The sequence below is a fragment of the Citrobacter sp. Awk 4 genome (assembly GCF_028069725.1).
Classification (GTDB): Bacteria; Pseudomonadota; Gammaproteobacteria; order Enterobacterales; family Enterobacteriaceae; genus Citrobacter_D.
This window is the reverse complement of the sequence record NZ_JANEWG010000002.1, coordinates 1-20,703: the sequence shown is the minus strand read 5'-3', so window position 1 is coordinate 20,703 and position 20,703 is coordinate 1. Positions and strand designations below refer to the sequence as shown.

At 54.1% G+C, this 20,703-nt stretch carries 13 protein-coding genes and 2 rRNA genes; 5 read left to right on the top strand and 10 right to left on the bottom strand.

Translation table 11 applies throughout. From position 1 onward, the window contains the following. Window positions 1–68: 68 nt before the first annotated feature. The gene (pgi, locus tag NNO04_RS00840; RefSeq protein WP_271443053.1) at window positions 69–1,718 is read right to left on the bottom strand and encodes a glucose-6-phosphate isomerase; all 1,650 of its coding nucleotides are present in this window, start codon (window positions 1,716–1,718) and stop codon (window positions 69–71) included. A gap of 305 nt (window positions 1,719–2,023) precedes the next feature. Here pgi and lysC point away from each other — a divergent pair, with 305 nt between their 5' ends. The 3 genes from lysC (at window position 2,024) to NNO04_RS00825 (ending at window position 4,775) form a co-directional block, all read left to right on the top strand. Further along, window positions 2,024–3,373: a lysine-sensitive aspartokinase 3 gene (gene lysC, locus NNO04_RS00835; RefSeq protein ID WP_271443052.1), complete on the top strand. Its 1,350-nt coding sequence runs from the start codon at window positions 2,024–2,026 to the stop codon at window positions 3,371–3,373. Window positions 3,374–3,465: 92 nt separating this feature from the next. Then, window positions 3,466–4,407, top strand: coding sequence for a ketopantoate/pantoate/pantothenate transporter PanS (gene panS / locus NNO04_RS00830; RefSeq protein WP_271443051.1), 942 nt, complete (start codon window positions 3,466–3,468; stop codon window positions 4,405–4,407). A gap of 95 nt (window positions 4,408–4,502) precedes the next feature. Continuing rightward, window positions 4,503–4,775: a DUF3811 domain-containing protein gene (locus tag NNO04_RS00825; protein ID WP_009653910.1), complete on the top strand. Its 273-nt coding sequence runs from the start codon at window positions 4,503–4,505 to the stop codon at window positions 4,773–4,775. Here NNO04_RS00825 and rluF read toward each other — a convergent pair whose 3' ends face one another. The 3 genes from rluF to metH all read right to left on the bottom strand — a co-directional run bounded on the left by rluF (window position 4,776) and on the right by metH (window position 11,469). Then, complete coding sequence (gene rluF / locus NNO04_RS00820) at window positions 4,776–5,645, bottom strand: 23S rRNA pseudouridine(2604) synthase RluF (RefSeq protein ID WP_162382461.1); 870 nt, start codon at window positions 5,643–5,645, stop codon at window positions 4,776–4,778. Window positions 5,646–5,814: 169 nt separating this feature from the next. Beyond that, window positions 5,815–7,446: a Na/Pi cotransporter family protein gene (locus NNO04_RS00815; protein WP_271443050.1), complete on the bottom strand. Its 1,632-nt coding sequence runs from the start codon at window positions 7,444–7,446 to the stop codon at window positions 5,815–5,817. A gap of 339 nt (window positions 7,447–7,785) precedes the next feature. Next, a complete protein-coding gene (gene metH / locus NNO04_RS00810; protein ID WP_271443049.1) occupies window positions 7,786–11,469 on the bottom strand; it encodes a methionine synthase in 3,684 nt (1,227 codons plus the stop codon). A gap of 194 nt (window positions 11,470–11,663) precedes the next feature. Between metH and iclR the strand changes: the two genes are divergently transcribed. Beyond that, the gene (gene iclR / locus NNO04_RS00805; RefSeq protein WP_271443048.1) at window positions 11,664–12,488 is read left to right on the top strand and encodes a glyoxylate bypass operon transcriptional repressor IclR; all 825 of its coding nucleotides are present in this window, start codon (window positions 11,664–11,666) and stop codon (window positions 12,486–12,488) included. Between the two features lie 77 nt (window positions 12,489–12,565). On the opposite strand, the gene aceK is transcribed toward iclR, so the two are convergent. From aceK to metA, 4 genes are all read right to left on the bottom strand, one after another. After that, entirely contained in the window at window positions 12,566–14,299 is a 1,734-nt protein-coding gene (aceK, locus tag NNO04_RS00800; protein WP_271443047.1) for a bifunctional isocitrate dehydrogenase kinase/phosphatase, read from the bottom strand. A gap of 97 nt (window positions 14,300–14,396) precedes the next feature. After that, window positions 14,397–15,701: an isocitrate lyase gene (aceA, locus tag NNO04_RS00795; RefSeq protein WP_271443046.1), complete on the bottom strand. Its 1,305-nt coding sequence runs from the start codon at window positions 15,699–15,701 to the stop codon at window positions 14,397–14,399. A gap of 31 nt (window positions 15,702–15,732) precedes the next feature. Then, a complete protein-coding gene (aceB, locus tag NNO04_RS00790; RefSeq protein ID WP_271443045.1) occupies window positions 15,733–17,334 on the bottom strand; it encodes a malate synthase A in 1,602 nt (533 codons plus the stop codon). Window positions 17,335–17,602: 268 nt separating this feature from the next. Next, window positions 17,603–18,532 carry a homoserine O-acetyltransferase MetA gene (gene metA / locus NNO04_RS00785; RefSeq protein WP_271443044.1) on the bottom strand — a complete coding sequence of 310 codons (930 nt, stop codon included), beginning with the start codon at window positions 18,530–18,532 and terminating at the stop codon, window positions 17,603–17,605. A gap of 156 nt (window positions 18,533–18,688) precedes the next feature. On the opposite strand from metA, the gene NNO04_RS00780 reads away from it, so the two are divergent. Continuing rightward, a complete protein-coding gene (locus NNO04_RS00780) occupies window positions 18,689–19,132 on the top strand; it encodes an acetyltransferase (protein ID WP_271443043.1) in 444 nt (147 codons plus the stop codon). Between the two features lie 166 nt (window positions 19,133–19,298). On the opposite strand, the gene rrf is transcribed toward NNO04_RS00780, so the two are convergent. Together rrf and NNO04_RS00770 are read right to left on the bottom strand one after the other, a co-directional pair. Continuing rightward, window positions 19,299–19,414 (bottom strand): 5S ribosomal RNA (gene rrf / locus NNO04_RS00775). Between the two features lie 97 nt (window positions 19,415–19,511). Then, window positions 19,512–20,703 (bottom strand): 23S ribosomal RNA (locus NNO04_RS00770); the annotation flags it as partial.

Genomic DNA, 20,703 nt, shown 5'->3' with positions numbered 1-20,703 from the left:
TCCTTTCAACCCTCATCATCGGCCTGAATTAACAAAAAGGCATCGCCCGGGGGCGATGCCAGTCACCATTAACCACGCCATTTCTTATAACGGTTAATCAGACCGTTAGTTGAACTGTCATGGCTGGCAATGTCTTTATCATCATGCAGTTCAGGCAGAATGCGGTTCGCCAGCTGTTTGCCCAGCTCGACGCCCCACTGGTCGAAGGTGAAGATGTTCAGAATTGCACCCTGAGTAAAGATTTTGTGCTCATACAGGGCAATCAGCGCACCCAGGCTGAACGGGGTGATTTCACGCAGCAGGATGGAGTTGGTCGGGCGATTGCCTTCAAACACTTTGAACGGTACCACGTGTTCCAGAGTCGCGGGATCTTTACCCTGGTCGCGATATTCCTGCTCCACCACTTCGCGGGATTTACCGAACGCCAGCGCTTCGGTCTGGGCGAAGAAGTTAGACAGCAGTTTCGGATGGTGATCCGACAGCGGGTTGTGCGTAATCGCCGGCGCGATAAAGTCACAAGGAACCATTTTGGTGCCCTGGTGAATCAGCTGATAAAACGCGTGCTGACCATTAGTGCCCGGTTCACCCCAGATGATAGGACCCGTCTGGTAATCCACGGCGTTGCCGTTACGGTCAACGTATTTGCCGTTGGATTCCATGTTGCCCTGCTGGAAATAGGCCGCGAAACGGTGCATATACTGGTCATACGGCAGGATGGCTTCGGTTTCTGCACCGAAAAAGTTGTTGTACCAGATACCGATCAGCGCCAGCAGCACCGGCAGGTTTTTCTCCGCTGGAGTGGTGGCGAAGTGCTTGTCCATCGCGTGCGCGCCGGAGAGCAACTCAACGAAGTTGTCGAAGCCGACGGACAGAATGATCGACAGACCAATCGCAGACCACAGGGAGTAACGACCGCCCACCCAGTCCCAGAACTCAAACATGTTCGCGGTGTCGATACCGAACTCACCCACCGCTTTGCCATTGGTAGAGAGCGCGGCGAAGTGTTTGGCAACGTGCTTGTTGTCGCCTGCGGTCGCCAGGAACCAGTCGCGCGCGCTGTGGGCGTTGGTCATGGTTTCCTGAGTAGTGAAGGTTTTGGAAGCGACCAGGAACAGCGTGGTTTCCGGGTTGACTTTCTTCAGCACTTCCGCGATATGGGTGCCATCAACGTTGGAGACGAAGTGCATATTCAGGTGATTTTTGTACGGACGCAGCGCTTCGGTCACCATGAACGGGCCGAGGTCAGAACCGCCGATACCGATGTTTACTACATCAGTGATGGCTTTACCGGTATAGCCTTTCCAGCTTCCGGAGATGATCGCTTCAGAGAAGGATTTCATCTTCTCCAGCACCGCATTCACTTCCGGCATCACATCTTTGCCGTCAACGATAATCGGGGTATTGCTACGGTTACGCAGTGCAACGTGGAGCACCGCGCGATCTTCGGTGCGGTTGATCTTCTCACCGGAGAACATGGACTTGATGGCGCCTGCCAAATCGGTCTCTTTCGCCAGATCTTGCAGTTTAGCCAGCGTCTCTTCAGTGATGCGGTTTTTGGAGAAATCCACCAGCATCAGATCATCAAACGTTGCAGAAAATTTAGAGAAACGATCGCTATCTTTCGCGAACAGATCCGCGATAGTAACGTCTTTCATCTCTTCAAAGTGTTTTTGTAGTGCCTGCCAGGCTGAGGTTTGCGTTGGATTGATGTTTTTCATTAGCAATACTCTTCTGATTTTGAGAATTGTGACTGAGATCGATTGTAACGCCAGTCACAGAAAAGTGTGATTGTTTTAGTGCCGTAACCCTGGCATGAGTCAAACGCGGATGAAAAGCAGCAAAAAGTATAGCTGTTATAAGCACCGTTACTCACAGCCTGGACAGCATGAAAAATCCGCATAATCCCGTCGTTGACAGTACCCTCCACACATTTTATTTATAAATACGGTATTTGCGCCTGCACCGGTTTTTGTTTCGCCCTTGTGCCATGGTCGCTCTTTTCATTCCCTGACACGAGGTTGTAATGACAAATATTGTTGTCTCCAAGTTTGGTGGTACAAGCGTAGCCGATTTTGATGCCATGAACCGTAGCGCCGACGTGGTGCTTTCCGATACGAGCGTCCGTTTAGTGGTCCTTTCCGCCTCTGCCGGGATCACCAACCTGCTGGTTGCACTGGCTGAAGGTCTGGAGCCGACAGAACGTTTCGAGAAACTCGACGCTATCCGTAAAATTCAGTTCGATATCCTGGAACGTTTACGTTATCCCAACGTGATTCGTGAAGAGATCGAACGCCTGCTGGAAAACATCACTACGCTGGCAGAAGCCGCGTCGCTGGCGACCTCAACGGCACTGACCGACGAACTGGTCAGCCACGGTGAACTGATGTCCACCCTGCTATTTGTGGAGATCCTGCGCGAGCGCAATGTCCAGGCACAGTGGTTTGACGTGCGTAAAGTGATGCGCACCAACGACCGTTTTGGTCGTGCAGAGCCGGATATCGCGGCGCTGTCCGAACTGTCTGCGCAACAACTGGCTCCACGACTGAATGAAGGATTAGTGATTACCCAGGGCTTTATCGGTAGCGAAAGCAAGGGCCGCACCACTACGCTTGGCCGTGGCGGCAGCGATTACACCGCCGCACTGCTTGCAGAAGCGCTGCACGCGACGCGCGTTGATATCTGGACCGACGTTCCGGGCATTTACACCACCGATCCGCGCGTCGTCCCTTCCGCACAACGCATTGATGAAATTGCCTTTGAAGAGGCGGCGGAAATGGCCACCTTCGGCGCAAAAGTATTGCACCCGGCAACGTTGCTGCCCGCCGTACGCAGTGATATTCCGGTCTTTGTCGGCTCGAGCAAAGATCCAAAAGCAGGCGGTACGCTGGTGTGCAACCAGACACAAAATCCGCCGCTGTTCCGCGCGCTGGCGCTGCGTCGTAAACAAACCCTGTTAACGCTGCATAGCCTGAATATGCTGCACTCCCGCGGCTTCCTTGCAGAAGTCTTCGGCATTCTGGCGCGCCACAATATCTCTGTCGATTTGATAACCACCTCAGAAGTGAGCGTGGCATTGACGCTGGACACCACCGGCTCCACCTCAACAGGCGATACGCTGCTGACGCAGTCGCTGCTGATGGAGCTGTCTGCACTGTGTCGGGTAGAGGTCGAGGAAGGTCTCGCGCTGGTGGCACTGATTGGCAACGATCTGTCAAAAGCCTGCGGCGTGGGTAAAGAGGTTTTCGGCGTACTGGAGCCGTTCAACATCCGTATGATTTGCTATGGCGCTTCCAGTCATAACCTCTGTTTCCTGGTGCCAGGCACCGAAGCCGAGCAAGTGGTGCAGAAACTGCATCATAATTTGTTTGAATAAAATTCAAACAAACGATAAATAATAACAATAGCCGGGCTCGAACCCGGCTTTTTTATAACTAGCAAACACAACATTATCGCAAGGAATATAACATGCTCGCTGTACTGACCCGGCTGTTCCCGTTATGGGCGCTGCTACTCTCTGTTATTGCCTACAACACGCCAACCACCTTTACCGCCATCGGTCCGTGGATCGCCACGCTGCTAATGCTGATTATGTTCGGTATGGGCGTGCACCTGAAAATTGACGATTTCAAACGCGTGCTCTCGCGCCCCGCGCCGGTTGCGGCAGGGATATTCCTGCACTATCTGGTCATGCCGCTCGCCGCCTGGGTGCTGGCGCTGTTGTTTAAGATGCCACCGGAACTCTCTGCGGGGATGGTGTTAGTTGGTAGCGTTGCCAGCGGAACCGCGTCCAATGTTATGATTTATCTTGCGAAAGGCGATGTTGCTCTGTCAGTGACTATCTCTTCCGTTTCCACGCTGGTCGGCGTCATTGCCACCCCCTTGCTGACGCGCCTGTATGTCGATGCGCACATTCAGGTGGATGTGATGGGAATGCTGCTCAGCATTCTGCAAATCGTAGTGATCCCGATTGGCCTGGGGTTGATTGTGCATCACCTCTTCCCCCGCGTAGTAAAAGCGGTGGAACCGTACCTGCCCGCCTTTTCGATGGCCTGCATTCTGGCGATCATCAGCGCAGTGGTTGCCGGTTCCGCATCGCATATTGCCTCGGTCGGTTTTGTGGTGATTATCGCCGTTATCCTGCATAACACTCTCGGCCTGCTCGGCGGTTACTGGGGTGGGAAACTGTTCGGATTTGACGAGTCCACCTGCCGTACGCTGGCCATTGAAGTCGGGATGCAAAACTCCGGCCTCGCGGCAGCGCTGGGCAAAATCTACTTCGGCCCGCTCGCAGCGCTGCCTGGCGCGCTGTTTTCCGTCTGGCATAACCTTTCCGGTTCGCTGCTGGCGGGGTACTGGTCAGGAAAGTCGATTGATGAGAAGTCGCGTGACCAGGTGAAAGTGAATTAAAAAAGTGCCGGGTGGCTCGCGCTTACCCGGCATGCCCTATCAGATTGCCCCACATTACCGTACACTGGGTTATCTGGCTGACTGAGGGCACACCTATGGCACTCCCCCGCATTACCCAAAAAGAGATGACTGAACGCGAACAGCGTGAACTGAAAACGCTGCTGGACCGCGCCCGTATTGCGCACGGTCGTCCGTTGACTAACGCGGAGACCAACAGCGTCAAAAAGGAATACATCGACAAACTGATGGCATTGCGGGAAGCAGAGGCAAAAAAAGCCCGCCAGTTGAAGAAAAAGCAGGCTTATAAACCGGATGCCGAGGCATCTTTTTCCTGGTCGGCCAATACGCCAACGCGCGGCAGACGCTAACTAGCGCCCTTTCTTCTTACGTCCCGGCGCAGTAAAACGTTTACCGTTTGATGCCGGGCGTGCTTTCTCGTTCGTTTTTTCCATCTTCACGACCGGACGTTTGATGCCCGCCGTTTTCGGCTTCGCTTTCGCTTTTGGCTTCGCCTCGGAAGAGGAGTTTTCGATAAGCTTGAAGAGGTCAATCAGTTCGTCATCGGTTAAATCACGCCATTCGCCCAACGGAATACCGCTCAAGCTGACGTTCATGATCCGCGTACGTTCCAACTTTTTGACTTCGTAGCCAAAGTGCTCGCACATACGGCGGATCTGGCGGTTCAACCCCTGCACCAGCGTGATACGGAATACAAACGGGGCTTCCTTTTTCACTTTACACTTCTTCGTGACCGTGCCGAGAATCGGCACCCCTGCCGCCATCCCACTGACAAACTCATCCGTCACCGGTTTATCCACCGTGACCAGATACTCTTTTTCGTGATCGTTACCGGCGCGCAGGATTTTATTGACCAGATCGCCGTGGTTGGTGAGGAAGATCAGTCCCTGTGAGTCTTTGTCCAGACGACCAATCGGAAATACGCGTTTGCTATGGTTTACAAAGTCGACGATGTTGTCACGCTCGCCATCTTCCGTGGTGCTGACAATGCCGACCGGTTTGTTCAGGGCGATAAGCACCAGATCTTCTGCTTCGCGCGGCTCAATCAACTGACCGTTTACTTTTACAACGTCGCCGGGTTTTACCTGATCGCCAATGGTGGCGCGTTTACCGTTCAGGAAAACGTTGCCTTGTTCGATATAGCGATCGGCTTCGCGACGAGAGCAAATTCCACTTTCGCTGATGTATTTGTTTAATCGGATAGATGAGTCGGGCAGCATAAATTCTCCTGTAAAAGCGAAATATACCTCACCTTGCGGGCGATAAAAAATAATCGTGGCGCAACACATTGGCGGTAGATGTGATCTACCGCGCTTTTCAGCAGTGTGAGGTTATTCGCGAGTGAGCCAGAAACCTGACAGCGCGATGCGTATCAGGTTTCCGGTTTTATCAATAATCATCCCGCTCGTCGTCTTCATCCGGCTGCTCCAGCACGCTATACGCGACCGAACAGAACAGTGAATTGAGACGCTGCATATCCCCCAGCAGCCCCAGATGCAGCGAGCTGGTTTCAATGCTTTGTACGTTCTGCTGATGCAGACGATCAACGTGAGCATGCGAGTAACGGCGATTAAGGATACGAAAACGATGTTTACTCCGGCGCAGACGACGCGCGGTCGTCACGTCTCCAGAGAAGAAGACCGACATCGCCAGTTGCAGATTACTGAGTAACTGGTCGTACAGCGCATCCAGCTCCTTCAGCCCTTCCACGGAGAAGGCCCGGCGCGCCGCCAGTGATTTGTCGGCAATCTCGCTCCCCATCCGTTCGACGATATCGGAGGCCTGTTCCAGGTTGAGTGACATTTCGATGATTTCAGCCCAGCGGCGGGACTCTTCTTCCGCCAGCTCCTCTTTTGGCATCCGCGCCAGATAGAGTTTGATCGCGGTATACAGCACGTTGATATCATCCGCCATCTTGCGAAGCTCTTTCTCTTCGCGCGGCTCACCGTGCATCACGCGCTTAAGCCCTTCCATCATCTGCTCCATGGCATCGCCAATACGCAGCGCTTCACGCGCGGCATTGGCCAGTGCGAGGGTCGGCGTGTCCAGGGCGCTGACATCCAGATGTTTCGGCTTCAGGTGGGCATCCAGCTCCGGTTCGTCGCGAATAATGCGCTTACAAAATCGCGCCATCGACTCGGCAAAGGGCACCATGGCCAGACAACGCACCAGGTTGTAAAAGACGTGGAAGTAGATCACCAGTTCAGATTTTGGCAGCGGCAGTTCATCCATTGCGTTTGCCAGCATGTGAACAAACGGCAGAATCAGCAGACTCCCCACCAGCTTGAACAACAAACTGCCGAGCGCCACACGCCGCGCCGCCGCGTTGGCCGCGCTGTTGTTGAGCATCGCCAGCAAGCCAGAACCGAGGTTAGCGCCGATCACCAGACAGAGCGCCACCGGGAACGAAATAATCCCCGCCGCCGTCAGGGTTGCCGTCAACAGCACCGCCGCCAGGCTGGAATAACTGATAATGGCAAACAACGCGCCAATCAGCGCATCCAGCAGGATATCACCGGTTAACGAGGCGAATATTACCTGTACCCCGTTGGCCTGCGTGATCGGCGTCACCGCCTGCACAATCAACTCCAGCGCGAGCAGAATCAGGCCAAGACCAATCCCGACCCTCCCCAGTTGCCCGACCCGTGACTGTTTACGCCCCAAAAAGAAGATCACGCCGATGAAAATCAGTAACGGCGACAGCCAGGACAAATCGAAGGTCAGGATACGCGCCATCAGCGCGGTCCCCACATCAGCCCCTAAAACAATCACCAACGCGGGTGTCAGGGCGACCAGATCCTGGGCAACAAATGAGGTGACCAGCATGGTCGTGGCGTTACTGCTTTGTACCAGCGCGGTCACGCCAATCCCCGCACAGAAGGCGAGCGGTTTCTTTTCAACGCTGCGGCTGAGAACCGTGCGCAGGCGCGCGCCAAAAACACGCATTACGCCTGTACGCACAATGTGAGTGCCCCACACCAACAGAGCAACCGCAGAAAGCAGGTGTAACAGAGTTAACACGGAAGTGGGTTCTCCTTATATTTATCGTTCTTATGAAACGTGTTGCCCGGTGGCGCTTCGCTTACCGGGCCTACGTGACCACCATTGTAGGCCGGATAAGCAAAGCGCCATCCGGCAAAACCGACAGAACCTTCTTCCAGTATAAGGGTTTACCATCAATAAAGAGACAAGGCGCTCAAAGAGCGCCCTGTTTGTTATAAGTAAAGATGACACATTTGTGACACTGACCGTCGGCGGCGCAGGTGGATTGCACACGGACTGCTCGCAGTAAGGGGAGCGTACACCTGGTACGTGACCCGAGCGAGAACAGCCCTGGTGCAATCCGGCAAGTAAGCCAGATCAGTCCGCGTCATACCCCAGATTGGGCGCTAACCAGCGCTCGACCTCGGCAACCGGCATACCTTTGCGCAGCGCATAATCCTCCACCTGATCGCGTTGAATCTGCGCGACGGCGTAGTATTTGCTGTCCGGATGGCTGAAGTACCAACCCGAGACCGACGCCCCCGGCCACATGGCGAAAGATTCGGTAAGCTTCATGCCAGTGTGTTTTTCCACTTCCAGCAGTTCCCAGATGGTGCCTTTTTCCGTGTGTTCAGGACAAGCCGGGTAACCCGGTGCCGGACGGATACCCTGGTAGTTTTCGCGGATCAGCTCCTCATTGCTCAGATTCTCGTGCGCCGCATAGCCCCAGTAGACTTTGCGCACACGTTCATGCAGATATTCCGCAAAAGCCTCTGCCAAACGGTCGGCAATCGCTTTCACCATAATCTTGTTGTAGTCGTCGTGTTGGGCTTCAAAGGCATCGGCCAGCGCATCTTCTTCCAGCCCGCCGGTGACGGCAAAGGCACCGATGTAATCCGCTTTACCACTCAGTTTCGGCGCCACAAAGTCAGACAAGCAGTAGTTGGCGAAACCCACTTTTTCGGTTTGCTGGCGGAGATGATGGCTAACCGCCTGCACATGAGTACGCGTCTCGTCACGATAGATTTCGATGTCATCACCGACGCGGTTCGCCGGGAACAGCCCCACCACGCCGCGCGGGTTAAGGGATTTCTCCGCACTTAACGTATCGAGCATATCGTTGGCGTCTTTAAACAGGCGCTGCGCTTCTTCGCCCACGACCTCATCTTCGAGGATGCGCGGATATTTACCGGCCAGCGACCAGGTCATAAAGAACGGTGTCCAGTCGATGTAGTTGCGCAGGGTTTCAATACTGGCTTCGACTTCCTGTACGCCCAGACGATGCGCCACTGGCGGCGTGTAGCTTGCCCAGTCGAACGCCAGATCGTTGTCACGCGCGGCCGCCAGGGTGACCGGCGGCGTGCGCGGTTTCTTGCGCCCATGCTGGATACGCACGGTTTCATACTCTTTACGGGTACGGGCGACAAAGTCATCGCGCTGCGTGTCGGAGAGTAAGGCCGCCACCACGCCAACGGTGCGCGACGCGTTCTGCACATAGACCGTCGGACCGCTGTAGTTCTGCTCGATTTTCACCGCCGTGTGTGCTTTTGAGGTGGTCGCGCCGCCAATCAGCAGCGGAATGGTAAAGCCCTGACGCTCCATCTCCTTCGCCACGTTGACCATCTCATCAAGCGACGGGGTAATCAGCCCGGAAAGACCGATCAAATCCGCATTCACTTCTCTGGCAGTTCTGAGGATTTTCTCCGCCGGAACCATCACGCCCAGATCAACAATCTCGTAGTTGTTACACTGCAGCACCACGCCGACGATGTTTTTACCGATATCGTGCACGTCACCTTTTACGGTAGCGATCACCATTTTGCCGTTACTGGAGCCTTTCTCTTTGCTGGCCTCGATATACGGTTCAAGGTAAGCCACCGCCTGCTTCATCACGCGGGCGGATTTCACCACCTGCGGCAGGAACATTTTGCCTTCGCCGAACAGGTCGCCAACCACGTTCATGCCATCCATCAGCGGGCCTTCAATGACTTCAATCGGGCGAGCCGCCTGCTGGCGCGCTTCTTCGGTATCCAGCTCAATGAACTCGGTGATCCCTTTCACCAGTGAATATTCGAGGCGTTTTTTTACGTCCCAGCTACGCCATTCGGCCAGCTGAGCGTTAGCAGAATCATCCGTTTTGCTGCCGCGATATTTCTCGGCCAAATCGAGCAGACGTTCGGTGCCATCGTCACGACGGTTGAGGATCACATCCTCAACCGCGTCGCGCAGCTCGGCAGGCAAGTCGTCGTAAATCGCCAGTTGCCCGGCGTTGACGATCCCCATGTCCATGCCGTTACGAATGGCGTAATAGAGGAACACGGCGTGGATCGCTTCGCGTACCGGGTCGTTACCCCGGAACGAGAACGAAACGTTTGAGACGCCACCGGAAATCAACGCATGCGGTAACTCGCGTTTAATGTCTTCGCAGGCGCCGATGAAATCCTGCGCGTAGTTGTTGTGCTCTTCGATGCCGGTCGCCACCGCAAAGATATTCGGGTCAAAGATGATATCTTCTGGCGGGAAACCGACCTCTTCGGTGAGGATTTTGTACGCCCGACGGCAGATCTCGATTTTGCGCGCGCGGGTATCGGCCTGGCCCTGTTCATCAAAGGCCATCACCACCACGGCCGCCCCGTAACGACGCAGCAGTTTGGCGTGGTGGATAAAGGTTTCCACTCCCTCTTTCATCGAGATGGAGTTAACGATGCCTTTACCCTGAATGCACTTCAGCCCTTTTTCGATGACCTCCCATTTCGAGGAGTCGATCATGATCGGCACGCGAGCGATATCCGGTTCACCCGCGATCAGGCTGAGGAAACGCACCATCGCCGCTTCGGCGTCAAGCATCCCCTCATCCATGTTGATGTCGATAATCTGTGCGCCGCTTTCAACCTGCTGGCGCGCAACGTCCAGCGCTTCGCTGTATTTCTCTTCTTTAATCAGGCGCTTGAATTTGGCGGAACCGGTGACGTTGGTACGCTCGCCGACGTTGACGAACAGGCTGTCATCGCCGATGTTCAGCGGCTCCAGACCGGCAAGACGGCAGGCCACCGGAATTTCCGGAAGCTGGCGCGGCGGCAGCCCTGCCACTGCACGACTCATCGCCGCAATATGCTCCGGCGTGGTGCCGCAACAGCCGCCGACGATATTCAGGAAGCCCGCTTGCGCCCATTCACGAATCTGGACCGCCATGGTGTCGGCATCGAGGTCGTATTCGCCAAAGGCGTTCGGCAGTCCGGCGTTCGGGTGCGCGGTGACGTAGCATTCGGCAATGCGCGACAGTTCCTGCACATACTGGCGCAGCTCGTCCGGTCCCAACGCACAGTTGAGGCCAAAAGTGAGCGCTTCGGCGTGGCGCAGAGAGTTGTAGAACGCTTCCGTCGTCTGGCCGGAGAGCGTGCGCCCGGAAGCGTCGGTGATGGTGCCGGAAATCATAATCGGCAGGTCGATGCCCAGCGCTTCGAATTCCTCTTTCACCGCAAAAATAGCGGCTTTGGCGTTGAGCGTATCAAACACGGTTTCAATCAGGATCAAGTCCGCACCGCCTTCCACCAGCGCTTTGGTGGATTCACGGTAAGCCGCCACCAGCTGATCAAAGGTGATATTACGGAATGCCGGATCGTTCACATCTGGCGAAATGGACGCCGTGCGGTTGGTTGGGCCGAGAACGCCCGCAACATAGCGCGGTTTTTCTGGCGTGCGCGCCGTCCACTCGTCGGCGCAGGCACGGGCAAGTTTTGCCGCAGCAAAGTTGATTTCCGCTGACAGGGATTCCATCTGGTAATCCGCCATCGCGATGGTCGTGGAGTTAAAGGTGTTGGTTTCGATGATATCCGCGCCCGCTTCAAAGTAGGCGTTATGAATCGCGGTTATCACCTCCGGTTTGCTCAGCACCAACAGGTCATTGTTGCCTTTGAGGTCGCACGGCCAGTCGGCAAAGCGTTCGCCACGGAAATCCTCTTCACTCAGACGATAGCCCTGGATCATCGTGCCCATGCCGCCGTCCAGCACCAGAATACGTTCTTTTAACTGCGCACGCAGTTGTTCAACTTTGCTGCTCACACTTGCTCCCGACAACGCTCAACCCAGACCAAAATGGCCAACAAACCATACTGGCACAAACTGATGTGACGGAAAAGCAAACAGCGGGCAACATGAGACATGTTCAGCTTCACTCCTCCGATCAGTACAGGAATTCTTGCATTATAATCAAATAAAACGAAAATGATTTCCACGATACAGAAAAGGAGACAGCTATGGTTGCCCCTGTTCCCGCAAAACGCGGTAGAAAACCCGCTGCTGCCACGACCCCCGCGACCGGACAGGTTCAGTCTCTTACCCGTGGACTGAAGCTGCTGGAATGGATTGCTGAGTCTAACGGCAGCGTCGCGTTGACCGAACTGGCGCAACAGGCGGGTTTACCGAATTCAACCACTCACCGTTTGTTGACCACCATGCAGCAACAGGGATTTGTGCGCCAGGTGGGCGAACTGGGCCACTGGGCGGTCGGCGCTCATGCTTTTATTGTTGGCAGCAGTTTTTTGCAAAGTCGGAATCTGCTGGCGATTGTCCACCCCATACTGCGCAAGTTGATGGAAGACTCCGGCGAAACGGTCAATCTGGCGGTGCTTGACCAGAGCGATCATCAGGCGATTATCATCGACCAGGTACAGTGTACTCAGTTGATGCGCATGTCTGCGCCTATCGGCGGCAAACTGCCGATGCACGCATCCGGCGCGGGTAAAGCGTTTTTATCGCAGTTGAGCGAAGAACAAGTCACTGGCTTACTTCACCGTAAAGGGCTGTACGCTTATACCCATGCCACGCTGGTATCCCCCGTGCATCTTAAAGATGACCTTGCCCAGACGCGTAAGCGCGGTTATTCGTTTGATGATGAAGAACATGCGTTGGGTTTACGCTGCGTGGCATCGTGTATTTATGACGAGCATCGTGAGCCGTTTGCCGCGATTTCCATCTCCGGGCCGATTTCACGCATCACCGACGACCGGGTAACTGAGTTCGGTGCGATGGCAATTAAAGCCGCAAAAGAAGTGACGCTGGCGTACGGCGGATTCCGCTAAGCCGGGTAAAGCGTTTTACACCGCCATCCGTCGATGAAATGCCTGATGGCGCTACGCTTATCAGGCCTACGGATGACTTATCCGGCCTGATTATAGCGCACGCTAAACCGCTGACGGCGGCGGTAAGCGTAAACATCTTCCACATGCCCTTCACGAATCCGCGTCTGTAATGCACGCCAGTAGTCGGCGCGGAACAGGTCGGCGTGCATCTCTTCAAACAGCGGCCCAATTCTGGGGTCTGCGCAAAGCCAGTGACGAAACTCTTCGGGAAAAACATCGCCCGGCGAAACGCTGTACCACGGTTCGTTGGCCAGCTCATCTTCCGGATAACGCGGCGGCGGGATCGTGCGGAAATTCACTTCCGTCATGTAGCAAATTTCATCGTAGTCATAGAACACGACGCGCCCGTGGCGGGTGACGCCGAAGTTTTTAAACAGCATGTCACCAGGAAAAATATTGGCGGCAGCAAGCTGGCGAATCGCGTTACCGTACTCCTCAATTGCGTCGCGCAACTGCTGGCCTTCCACCTGCTCAAGCCAGATATTGAGCGGCACCATACGGCGTTCAATGTACAAATGGCTGATAACAATGCGATCGCCAAGATCGGTGATTTTCTCTGGTGCCTCTTGCATGAATAGCGCCATTAATGCCGGATCAATTTGCCGCTTCTCGAGGACGAAATTCTCAAACTCCTGGGTGTCCGCCATACGTCCCACGCGGTCATGCTCTTTAACAAGCTGATAGCAGGCGCGCACGTGGGCGGCGGACATCTCTTTTTGCGGAGCAAACGTGTCTTTGATGATTTTAAAGACCCGGTCAAAGCCCGGCAGAGTAAATACCAGCATGACCATCCCGCGGATGCCTGGCGCTTCAATGAACTGCTCATCGCAATCAGCCAGATACCACAGGTACTCACGGTAGCTTTCGGTTTTCGCATGTTTCTGACAGCCGATCGCCATGTACAGCTCTGCGGTCGTTTTACCCGGTAGGATCTCTCGCAACCATTCAACCAGCGCGGCAGGTAGCGGCGCATACACCATAAAATAGGAGCGGGCAAAACCAAATACGATGCTGGCTTCCGCCGTGGTGGTCAGGCAGGTATCGACAAACAGCTCGCCTTCATCAGTGCGGTGAATCGGCAGCAAAAAGGGCAGCGTGCCTGTCGGGGTTATCAGCTTCCCCACCAGCCAGGCGGCTTTGTTGCGGTAAAACAGTTCATTCGCCACCTGCAGATGACAATGATTCAGTCCTTCCGTACCGAACACCTCTGTCAGATGCTCAATGATGTAGTGAATATCACGGCTTTTGTTCTGCCAGGGCAAGCGAAGCGGAAGATCGCTGAGCACCCGCGTTAATAGCGGTTCCCAACCACTCACAGGAAAAAAATCTTTTGCCAGAGGACGAGGAATTGTGCGGAAACGGCGTTCCGGTTGAGAACTAAAAATAAACAACCGCTCGGGGGTCAGTGAGCGGTGGTCAAATAACCGGCAATAGACAGAGTTAAAAAAGCTCTCTGCAATCTCGAAGCGTGGGTAATCCGGCAACAACCGGGTGTAATGTTCTTTGACGCGCAGCAAAAACGCCGCATCGGTGCTTTTGCCGTCAGTAATACAACGTAGCTGTTCCACAACCAGACCCACATGGTGATCGTAAAGGTGGATACGGCTTTTCATTGCCTGCTGCACCGCATGCCAGTCGGCCTGTTCAAAGCGCTGCTGAGCGCCGGACGTCACTTCCAGAAATCGACCATACTGCGCGTCAAAGCCTTGCAGGATGGTTTGAGCAATCAGTAATTCCAGGCCACGCGACATTGTTTGTCCTTATCTGTTGCCGGATGGCGGTGCAAGCACCTTATCCGCCCTACGGTTCAGAGTAGGCCGGATAAGCGTAAGCGCCATCCGGCATGGATCAGAACTGGGATTCTTCAGTAGACCCCGTCAGCGCGGTGACCGAAGAGGCGCCGCCCTGAATAATGGTGGTGACTTTATCGAAGTAACCGGTACCCACTTCTTGTTGGTGCGAGACGAAGGTATACCCGTCTTTGCCTGCGGCGAACTCTGGCTGCTGGACCTTCTCGACATAGTGCTTCATACCTTCACCCTGCGCGTAGGAACGCGCGAGGTCGAACATGTTGAACCACATGCTGTGGATACCTGCCAGCGTGATGAACTGGTATTTGTAGCCCATATCCGACAATTGCTGCTGGAAGCTGGCAATCGTTTTGTCGTCCAGATTTTTCTGCCAGTTAAACGACGGAGAACAGTTGTAGGCCAGCAGTTTGCCCGGATACTTCGCATGAATGGCGTCGGCAAAACGTTTAGCCAGCGCGAGGTCCGGCGTGGAGGTTTCACACCACACCAGATCCGCATACGGCGCATAGGCCAGGCCACGGCTGATCGCCTGTTCGATACCTGCGTGCGTGCGATAGAAACCTTCACTGGTACGCTCACCGGTGATGAATTCGCTGTCATAGGGATCGCAATCTGAGGTGATAAGGTCCGCCGCATCCGCATCGGTACGGGCAATCACCAGCGTCGGTACGCCCATCACGTCGGCCGCCAGGCGCGCAGCCACCAGTTTTTGAATCGCTTCTTGCGTCGGCACCAGAACCTTACCGCCCATGTGGCCACATTTCTTCACTGACGCCAGCTGATCTTCGAAGTGAACAGCCGCTGCACCGGCCTCAATCATCGATTTCATCAGTTCAAAGGCGTTCAGCACGCCGCCAAACCCAGCTTCTGCATCGGCGACGATCGGCAGGAAGTAATCCACATAGCGTGGATCGTTGGGTTCAATACCGGTGGACCATTGGATCTGATCCGCACGGCGGAAAGTGTTGTTGATCCGATCCACCACCGCCGGGACGGAGTTCGCCGGGTACAGTGATTGATCCGGGTACATGCTTGACGCCAGGTTCGCATCCGCCGCCACCTGCCAACCAGACAGATAAACCGCTTCAATACCGGCTTTCGCCTGCTGCAACGCCTGACCGCCGGTCAGCGCGCCGAGGCTATTGATGTAGCCTTTTTTCGATTCGCCGTGCAGCAGTCGCCACATTTTGGCGGCACCCAGCTGTGCCAGCGTGCATTCCGGGTTGACCGAACCGCGTAATTTCACCACTTCCTCCGCGCTATAGGGGCGACGGATGCCTTCCCAACGCGGTTGTGTCCATTCTTTCTGTAATTCTTCGATTTGTTGAGTACGGGTTTTCATGTGCAGATGCTCCATATTGTTATGTGGTGAGTTAAGCCAGCAGGCGGTAGCCTGGCAGGGTCAGGAAGTCGATTAAGTCATCAGAAGTCGTGATCTGCTCCATCAGACGGGCGGCTTCATCGAAACGCCCGCTGCTAAAGCGGTGCTCGCCGAGCTCCTCCTGAATCACCAGCATCTCTTCTGCCAGCATCTGGCGGAACAGGGCTTTGGTGACGGCTTTGCCGTTGCTCAGGGTTTTCTCGTGATGGATCCACTGCCAGATGGAGGTGCGGGAGATTTCCGCCGTCGCGGCATCTTCCATCAGACCGTAAATCGGTACGCAACCGTTGCCGGAGATCCACGCCTCGATGTACTGCACCGCGACGCGAATATTGGCGCGCATCCCCTCTTCAGTACGCTCACCTTCACAGGGCGCCAGCAGTTGTTCGGCGGTAATCGGCGCATCGTCATCACGCGTGACGAACAGCTGGTTTTTATGCTCGCCGAGGATTTCATCAAACACCGCCATCGCAGTATCCGCCAGGCCAGGGTGGGCAACCCAGGTGCCGTCGTGGCCATTATTGGCTTCCAGCGATTTGTCCGCTTTTACTTTGTTGAGTACCTGATTATTGCGTGCGGCATCTTTGCTCGGAATGAATGCCGCCATGCCGCCCATCGCAAATGCGCCGCGCTTGTGGCAGGTTTTGATCAGCAGACGTGAGTAAGCGCTGAGGAACGGTTTGTCCATCGTCACCACCTGGCGGTCTGGCAGCACGCGATCCGGATGATTCTTCAACGTTTTGATATAGCTGAAAATGTAATCCCAGCGACCGCAATTGAGACCGACAATATGGTCACGCAGCGCATGCAGGATTTCGTCCATCTGGAACACCGCCGGCAACGTTTCGATCAGTAACGTCGCTTTGATGGTGCCCCGCGCCAGGTTAAAACGATCTTCGGCGTAGCTGAACACCTCGCTCCACCACGCCGCTTCCTGCCAGGCCTGGGTTTTCGGCAGGTAGAAATAGGGACCGCTGCCTTTTGCCAGCAACGCTTTGTAGTTGTGGAAGAAATAGAGGGCAAAATCAAACAGGCTGCCCGGGATCGCTTCACCGCGCCAGGTTACATGTTTTTCCGGCAGATGCAGACCGCGCACACGGCAAATCAGCAACGCAGGATCGGGTTTGAGCTGGTAGATTTTTCCGGCTTCATTGGTATAGCTAATGGTGCCATTGACCGCGTCGCGCAGGTTAATTTGGCCATCAATGACTTTATTCCAGTCCGGCGCCAGGGAATCCTCAAAATCCGCCATGAAGACCTTCACGTTAGCATTCAGGGCGTTAATCACCATTTTGCGTTCAACAGGGCCGGTGATTTCTACACGCCGATCCTGTAAGTCTTCGGGAATTCCACGAATCTTCCAGTTACCATTTCGAATGGAAGCCGTTTCCGAAATGAAATCAGGCAACTTGCCATTGTCGATATCCTGCTGTTGCTGGATACGTGCGGCCAGCAGTTTGTTACGCTTTGGCGTAAACCGCGTCACCAGTTCGGTCAGAAACTCTACCGCTTCTGCGGTCAAAACGTGCTTCTCTTGCTCACCATATGGCCGGGTAAACAGCAATTCGTCAGTTGTCGTTGCCTGTTGATTCATCGTGCAGCTCCTCGTCATGGATCCGAATACTTCCCCAATGCGAACGAAGGATCGTTGTGTGGTTTTCGTTCAGCACAACTAAGACTACTCAATTAAAAATCAAAATCAAAAACAATTTCCATTTTTAATTTAATTTGCAATTAACTTATTGATAACAATAAAAATAAAATTCAATTACACGATGAGGTGCGTTTCGGAAATAAAAAAGGCACCCGAAGGTGCCTGATTCAACATGCTGAAACGCTTTAGGATCGCGGGCTGCAGAAGATTAATCCAGCGTTGGATTCATGTGACGCAGATCATATGGCGTGATCTGATAGACGTAATAGTTGAGCCAGTTGATGAATAACAAATTGCCATGGCTACGCCATGTTGCGCGTGGTCTATTTTGCGGATCGTTTTTCGGGAAATAGTTGTAGGGTACATCCGGGTTTAGTCCCGCCTCAACATCCCGAAAATATTCACTGCCCAGCGTATTCGCATCGTATTCCGGATGACCCGTCACAAAGGCAATGCGTTTATCTTTGCTGGCAAACAGGTAAGCATCGCCATCCTCTGTTTCAGCCAGGATCTCCAGATCGGTATAATCACGGATCAACACCGCCGGGAAATCTGCGTAGCGTGAGTGTGGGGCGAGGAACGAATCATCGAATCCGCGAGTCAGTAAAGCATGAGGATGAAGAATATGGTGCTCATAAACACCAGAAAGTTTATCTGTGCGCGTCTGCTTCGGGATCCCGTAGAGGATATTCAGCGCGGCCTGCACCGCCCAACAGACAAATAACGTCGAAGTGACGTGATCCTTTGCCCATTCAAGCACTTGCCTTATCTGCGGCCAGTAAGCGACATCATTAAATTCAACCAGACCCAGCGGTGCGCCGGTCACAATCAGGCCATCAAAATTCTGATCGCGGATATCCTCAAAGTTACAGTAAAAATTATTCAGATGTTCCGCTGGCGTATTACGCGACTCACGAGCATCGATGCGCAGTAGTTGAACATCAACCTGCAGCGGCGAGTTCGACAACAGACGCAGGAACTGGTTTTCCGTTTCAATCTTCTTCGGCATCAGGTTGAGAATAAGCACCTTCAGAGGACGAATTTCCTGACCGGAAGCGCGAGAGGTCGTCATCACAAAGACGTTTTCCTCACGCAAGAAATTGACGGCGGGCAGCTCGTCCTGTACGCGAATCGGCATAACCTGATAACCTCACTACACACGTTTAAACGTTTAGACATCCAGATAGCTGAAGATAACCAGGAATTGCCCGGATGTCGAGCCTGCATGCTAAAGGTGAGAAAGTTTCACGACGGTATCTACGATAAAATATAAGCATAAATAAAAGGAGAAGATATGGTTATTAGCATTCGCCGGTCGCGGCGTGATGAAGGCGAGAAATTGATTGCCATCTGGTGTCGCTCAGTCGATGCCACTCATGATTTCCTGTCAGCGGAATATCGCGCTGAGCTGGAAGAGCTGGTCAGTTCGTTTTTACCAGAAGCACCGTTATGGCTGGCTGTGACAGAACGGGATGAACCTGTAGGGTTCATGCTGCTCACCGGTGAACATATGGATGCATTATTCGTCGATTCTGGTGCTCGTGGCTGTGGTGTGGGGAAAAGACTGGTTGAACATGCGCTGACGCTGGCTCCCAGATTAACGACCAATGTTAATGAGCAAAATGAACAAGCTGTGGGGTTCTATAAAAAGATGGGATTTAACGTGACGGGACGTTCAGAGGTCGATGATCTTGGAAAACCGTATCCATTACTGAATCTGGCGTATACCGGAAAATAAGAGATTCAGTGCAGTTTGTATTGCCGGAGAGCGCTGTGTCTGCGTCTGCGGTTCTCTGTAACCCGCAGGCCGGATAAGGTGTGCAAAAGTCACCCTCCGGCATTTTCCCCGCACCACAGACGCAAAAAAGCCCATCCGTCAGGATGGGCTTCTTCACTTGTCTGATGCCTGGCAGTTCCCTACTCTCGCATGGGGAGACCCCACACTACCATCGGCGCTACGGCGTTTCACTTCTGAGTTCGGCATGGGGTCAGGTGGGACCACCGCGCTACAGCCGCCAGGCAAATTCTGTTATCAACACACCCTTACGGTCTGTCGATGTAATCTGTATCAAGCTTACTTATCGCGTCTCTTCACGCCAAAACATCTTCGGCGTTGTAAGGTTAAGCCTCACGGTTCATTAGTACCGGTTAGCTCAACGCATCGCTGCGCTTACACACCCGGCCTATCAACGTCGTCGTCTTCAACGTTCCTTCAGGAGACTCTAAGTCTCAGGGAGAACTCATCTCGGGGCAAGTTTCGTGCTTAGATGCTTTCAGCACTTATCTCTTCCGCATTTAGCTACCGGGCAATGCCATTGGCATGACAACCCGAACACCAGTGATGCGTCCACTCCGGTCCTCTCGTACTAGGAGCAGCCCCCCTCAATTCTCCAGCGCCCACGGCAGATAGGGACCGAACTGTCTCACGACGTTCTAAACCCAGCTCGCGTACCACTTTAAATGGCGAACAGCCATACCCTTGGGACCTACTTCAGCCCCAGGATGTGATGAGCCGACATCGAGGTGCCAAACACCGCCGTCGATATGAACTCTTGGGCGGTATCAGCCTGTTATCCCCGGAGTACCTTTTATCCGTTGAGCGATGGCCCTTCCATTCAGAACCACCGGATCACTAAGACCTGCTTTCGCACCTGCTCGAGCCGTCACTCTCGCAGTCAAGCTAGCTTATGCCTTTGCACTAACCTCCTGATGTCCGACCAGGATTAGCTAACCTTCGTGCTCCTCCGTTACTCTTTAGGAGGAGACCGCCCCAGTCAAACTACCCACCAGACACTGTCCGCAACCCGGATTACGGGTCTACGTTAGAACACCAGCCATTAAAGGGTGGTATTTCAAGGTTGGCTCCATGCAGACTGGCGTCCACACTTCAAAGCCTCCCACCTATCCTACACATCAAGGACCAGTGTTCAGTGTCAAGCTATAGTAAAGGTTCACGGGGTCTTTCCGTCTTGCCGCGGGTACACTGCATCTTCACAGCGAGTTCAATTTCACTGAGTCTCGGGTGGAGACAGCCTGGCCATCATTACGCCATTCGTGCAGGTCGGAACTTACCCGACAAGGAATTTCGCTACCTTAGGACCGTTATAGTTACGGCCGCCGTTTACCGGGGCTTCGATCAAGAGCTTCTCCTTACGGATAACCCCATCAATTAACCTTCCGGCACCGGGCAGGCGTCACACCGTATACGTCCACTTTCGTGTTTGCACAGTGCTGTGTTTTTAATAAACAGTTGCAGCCAGCTGGTATCTTCGACTGATTTCAGCTCCACGAGCAAGTCGCTTCACCTAC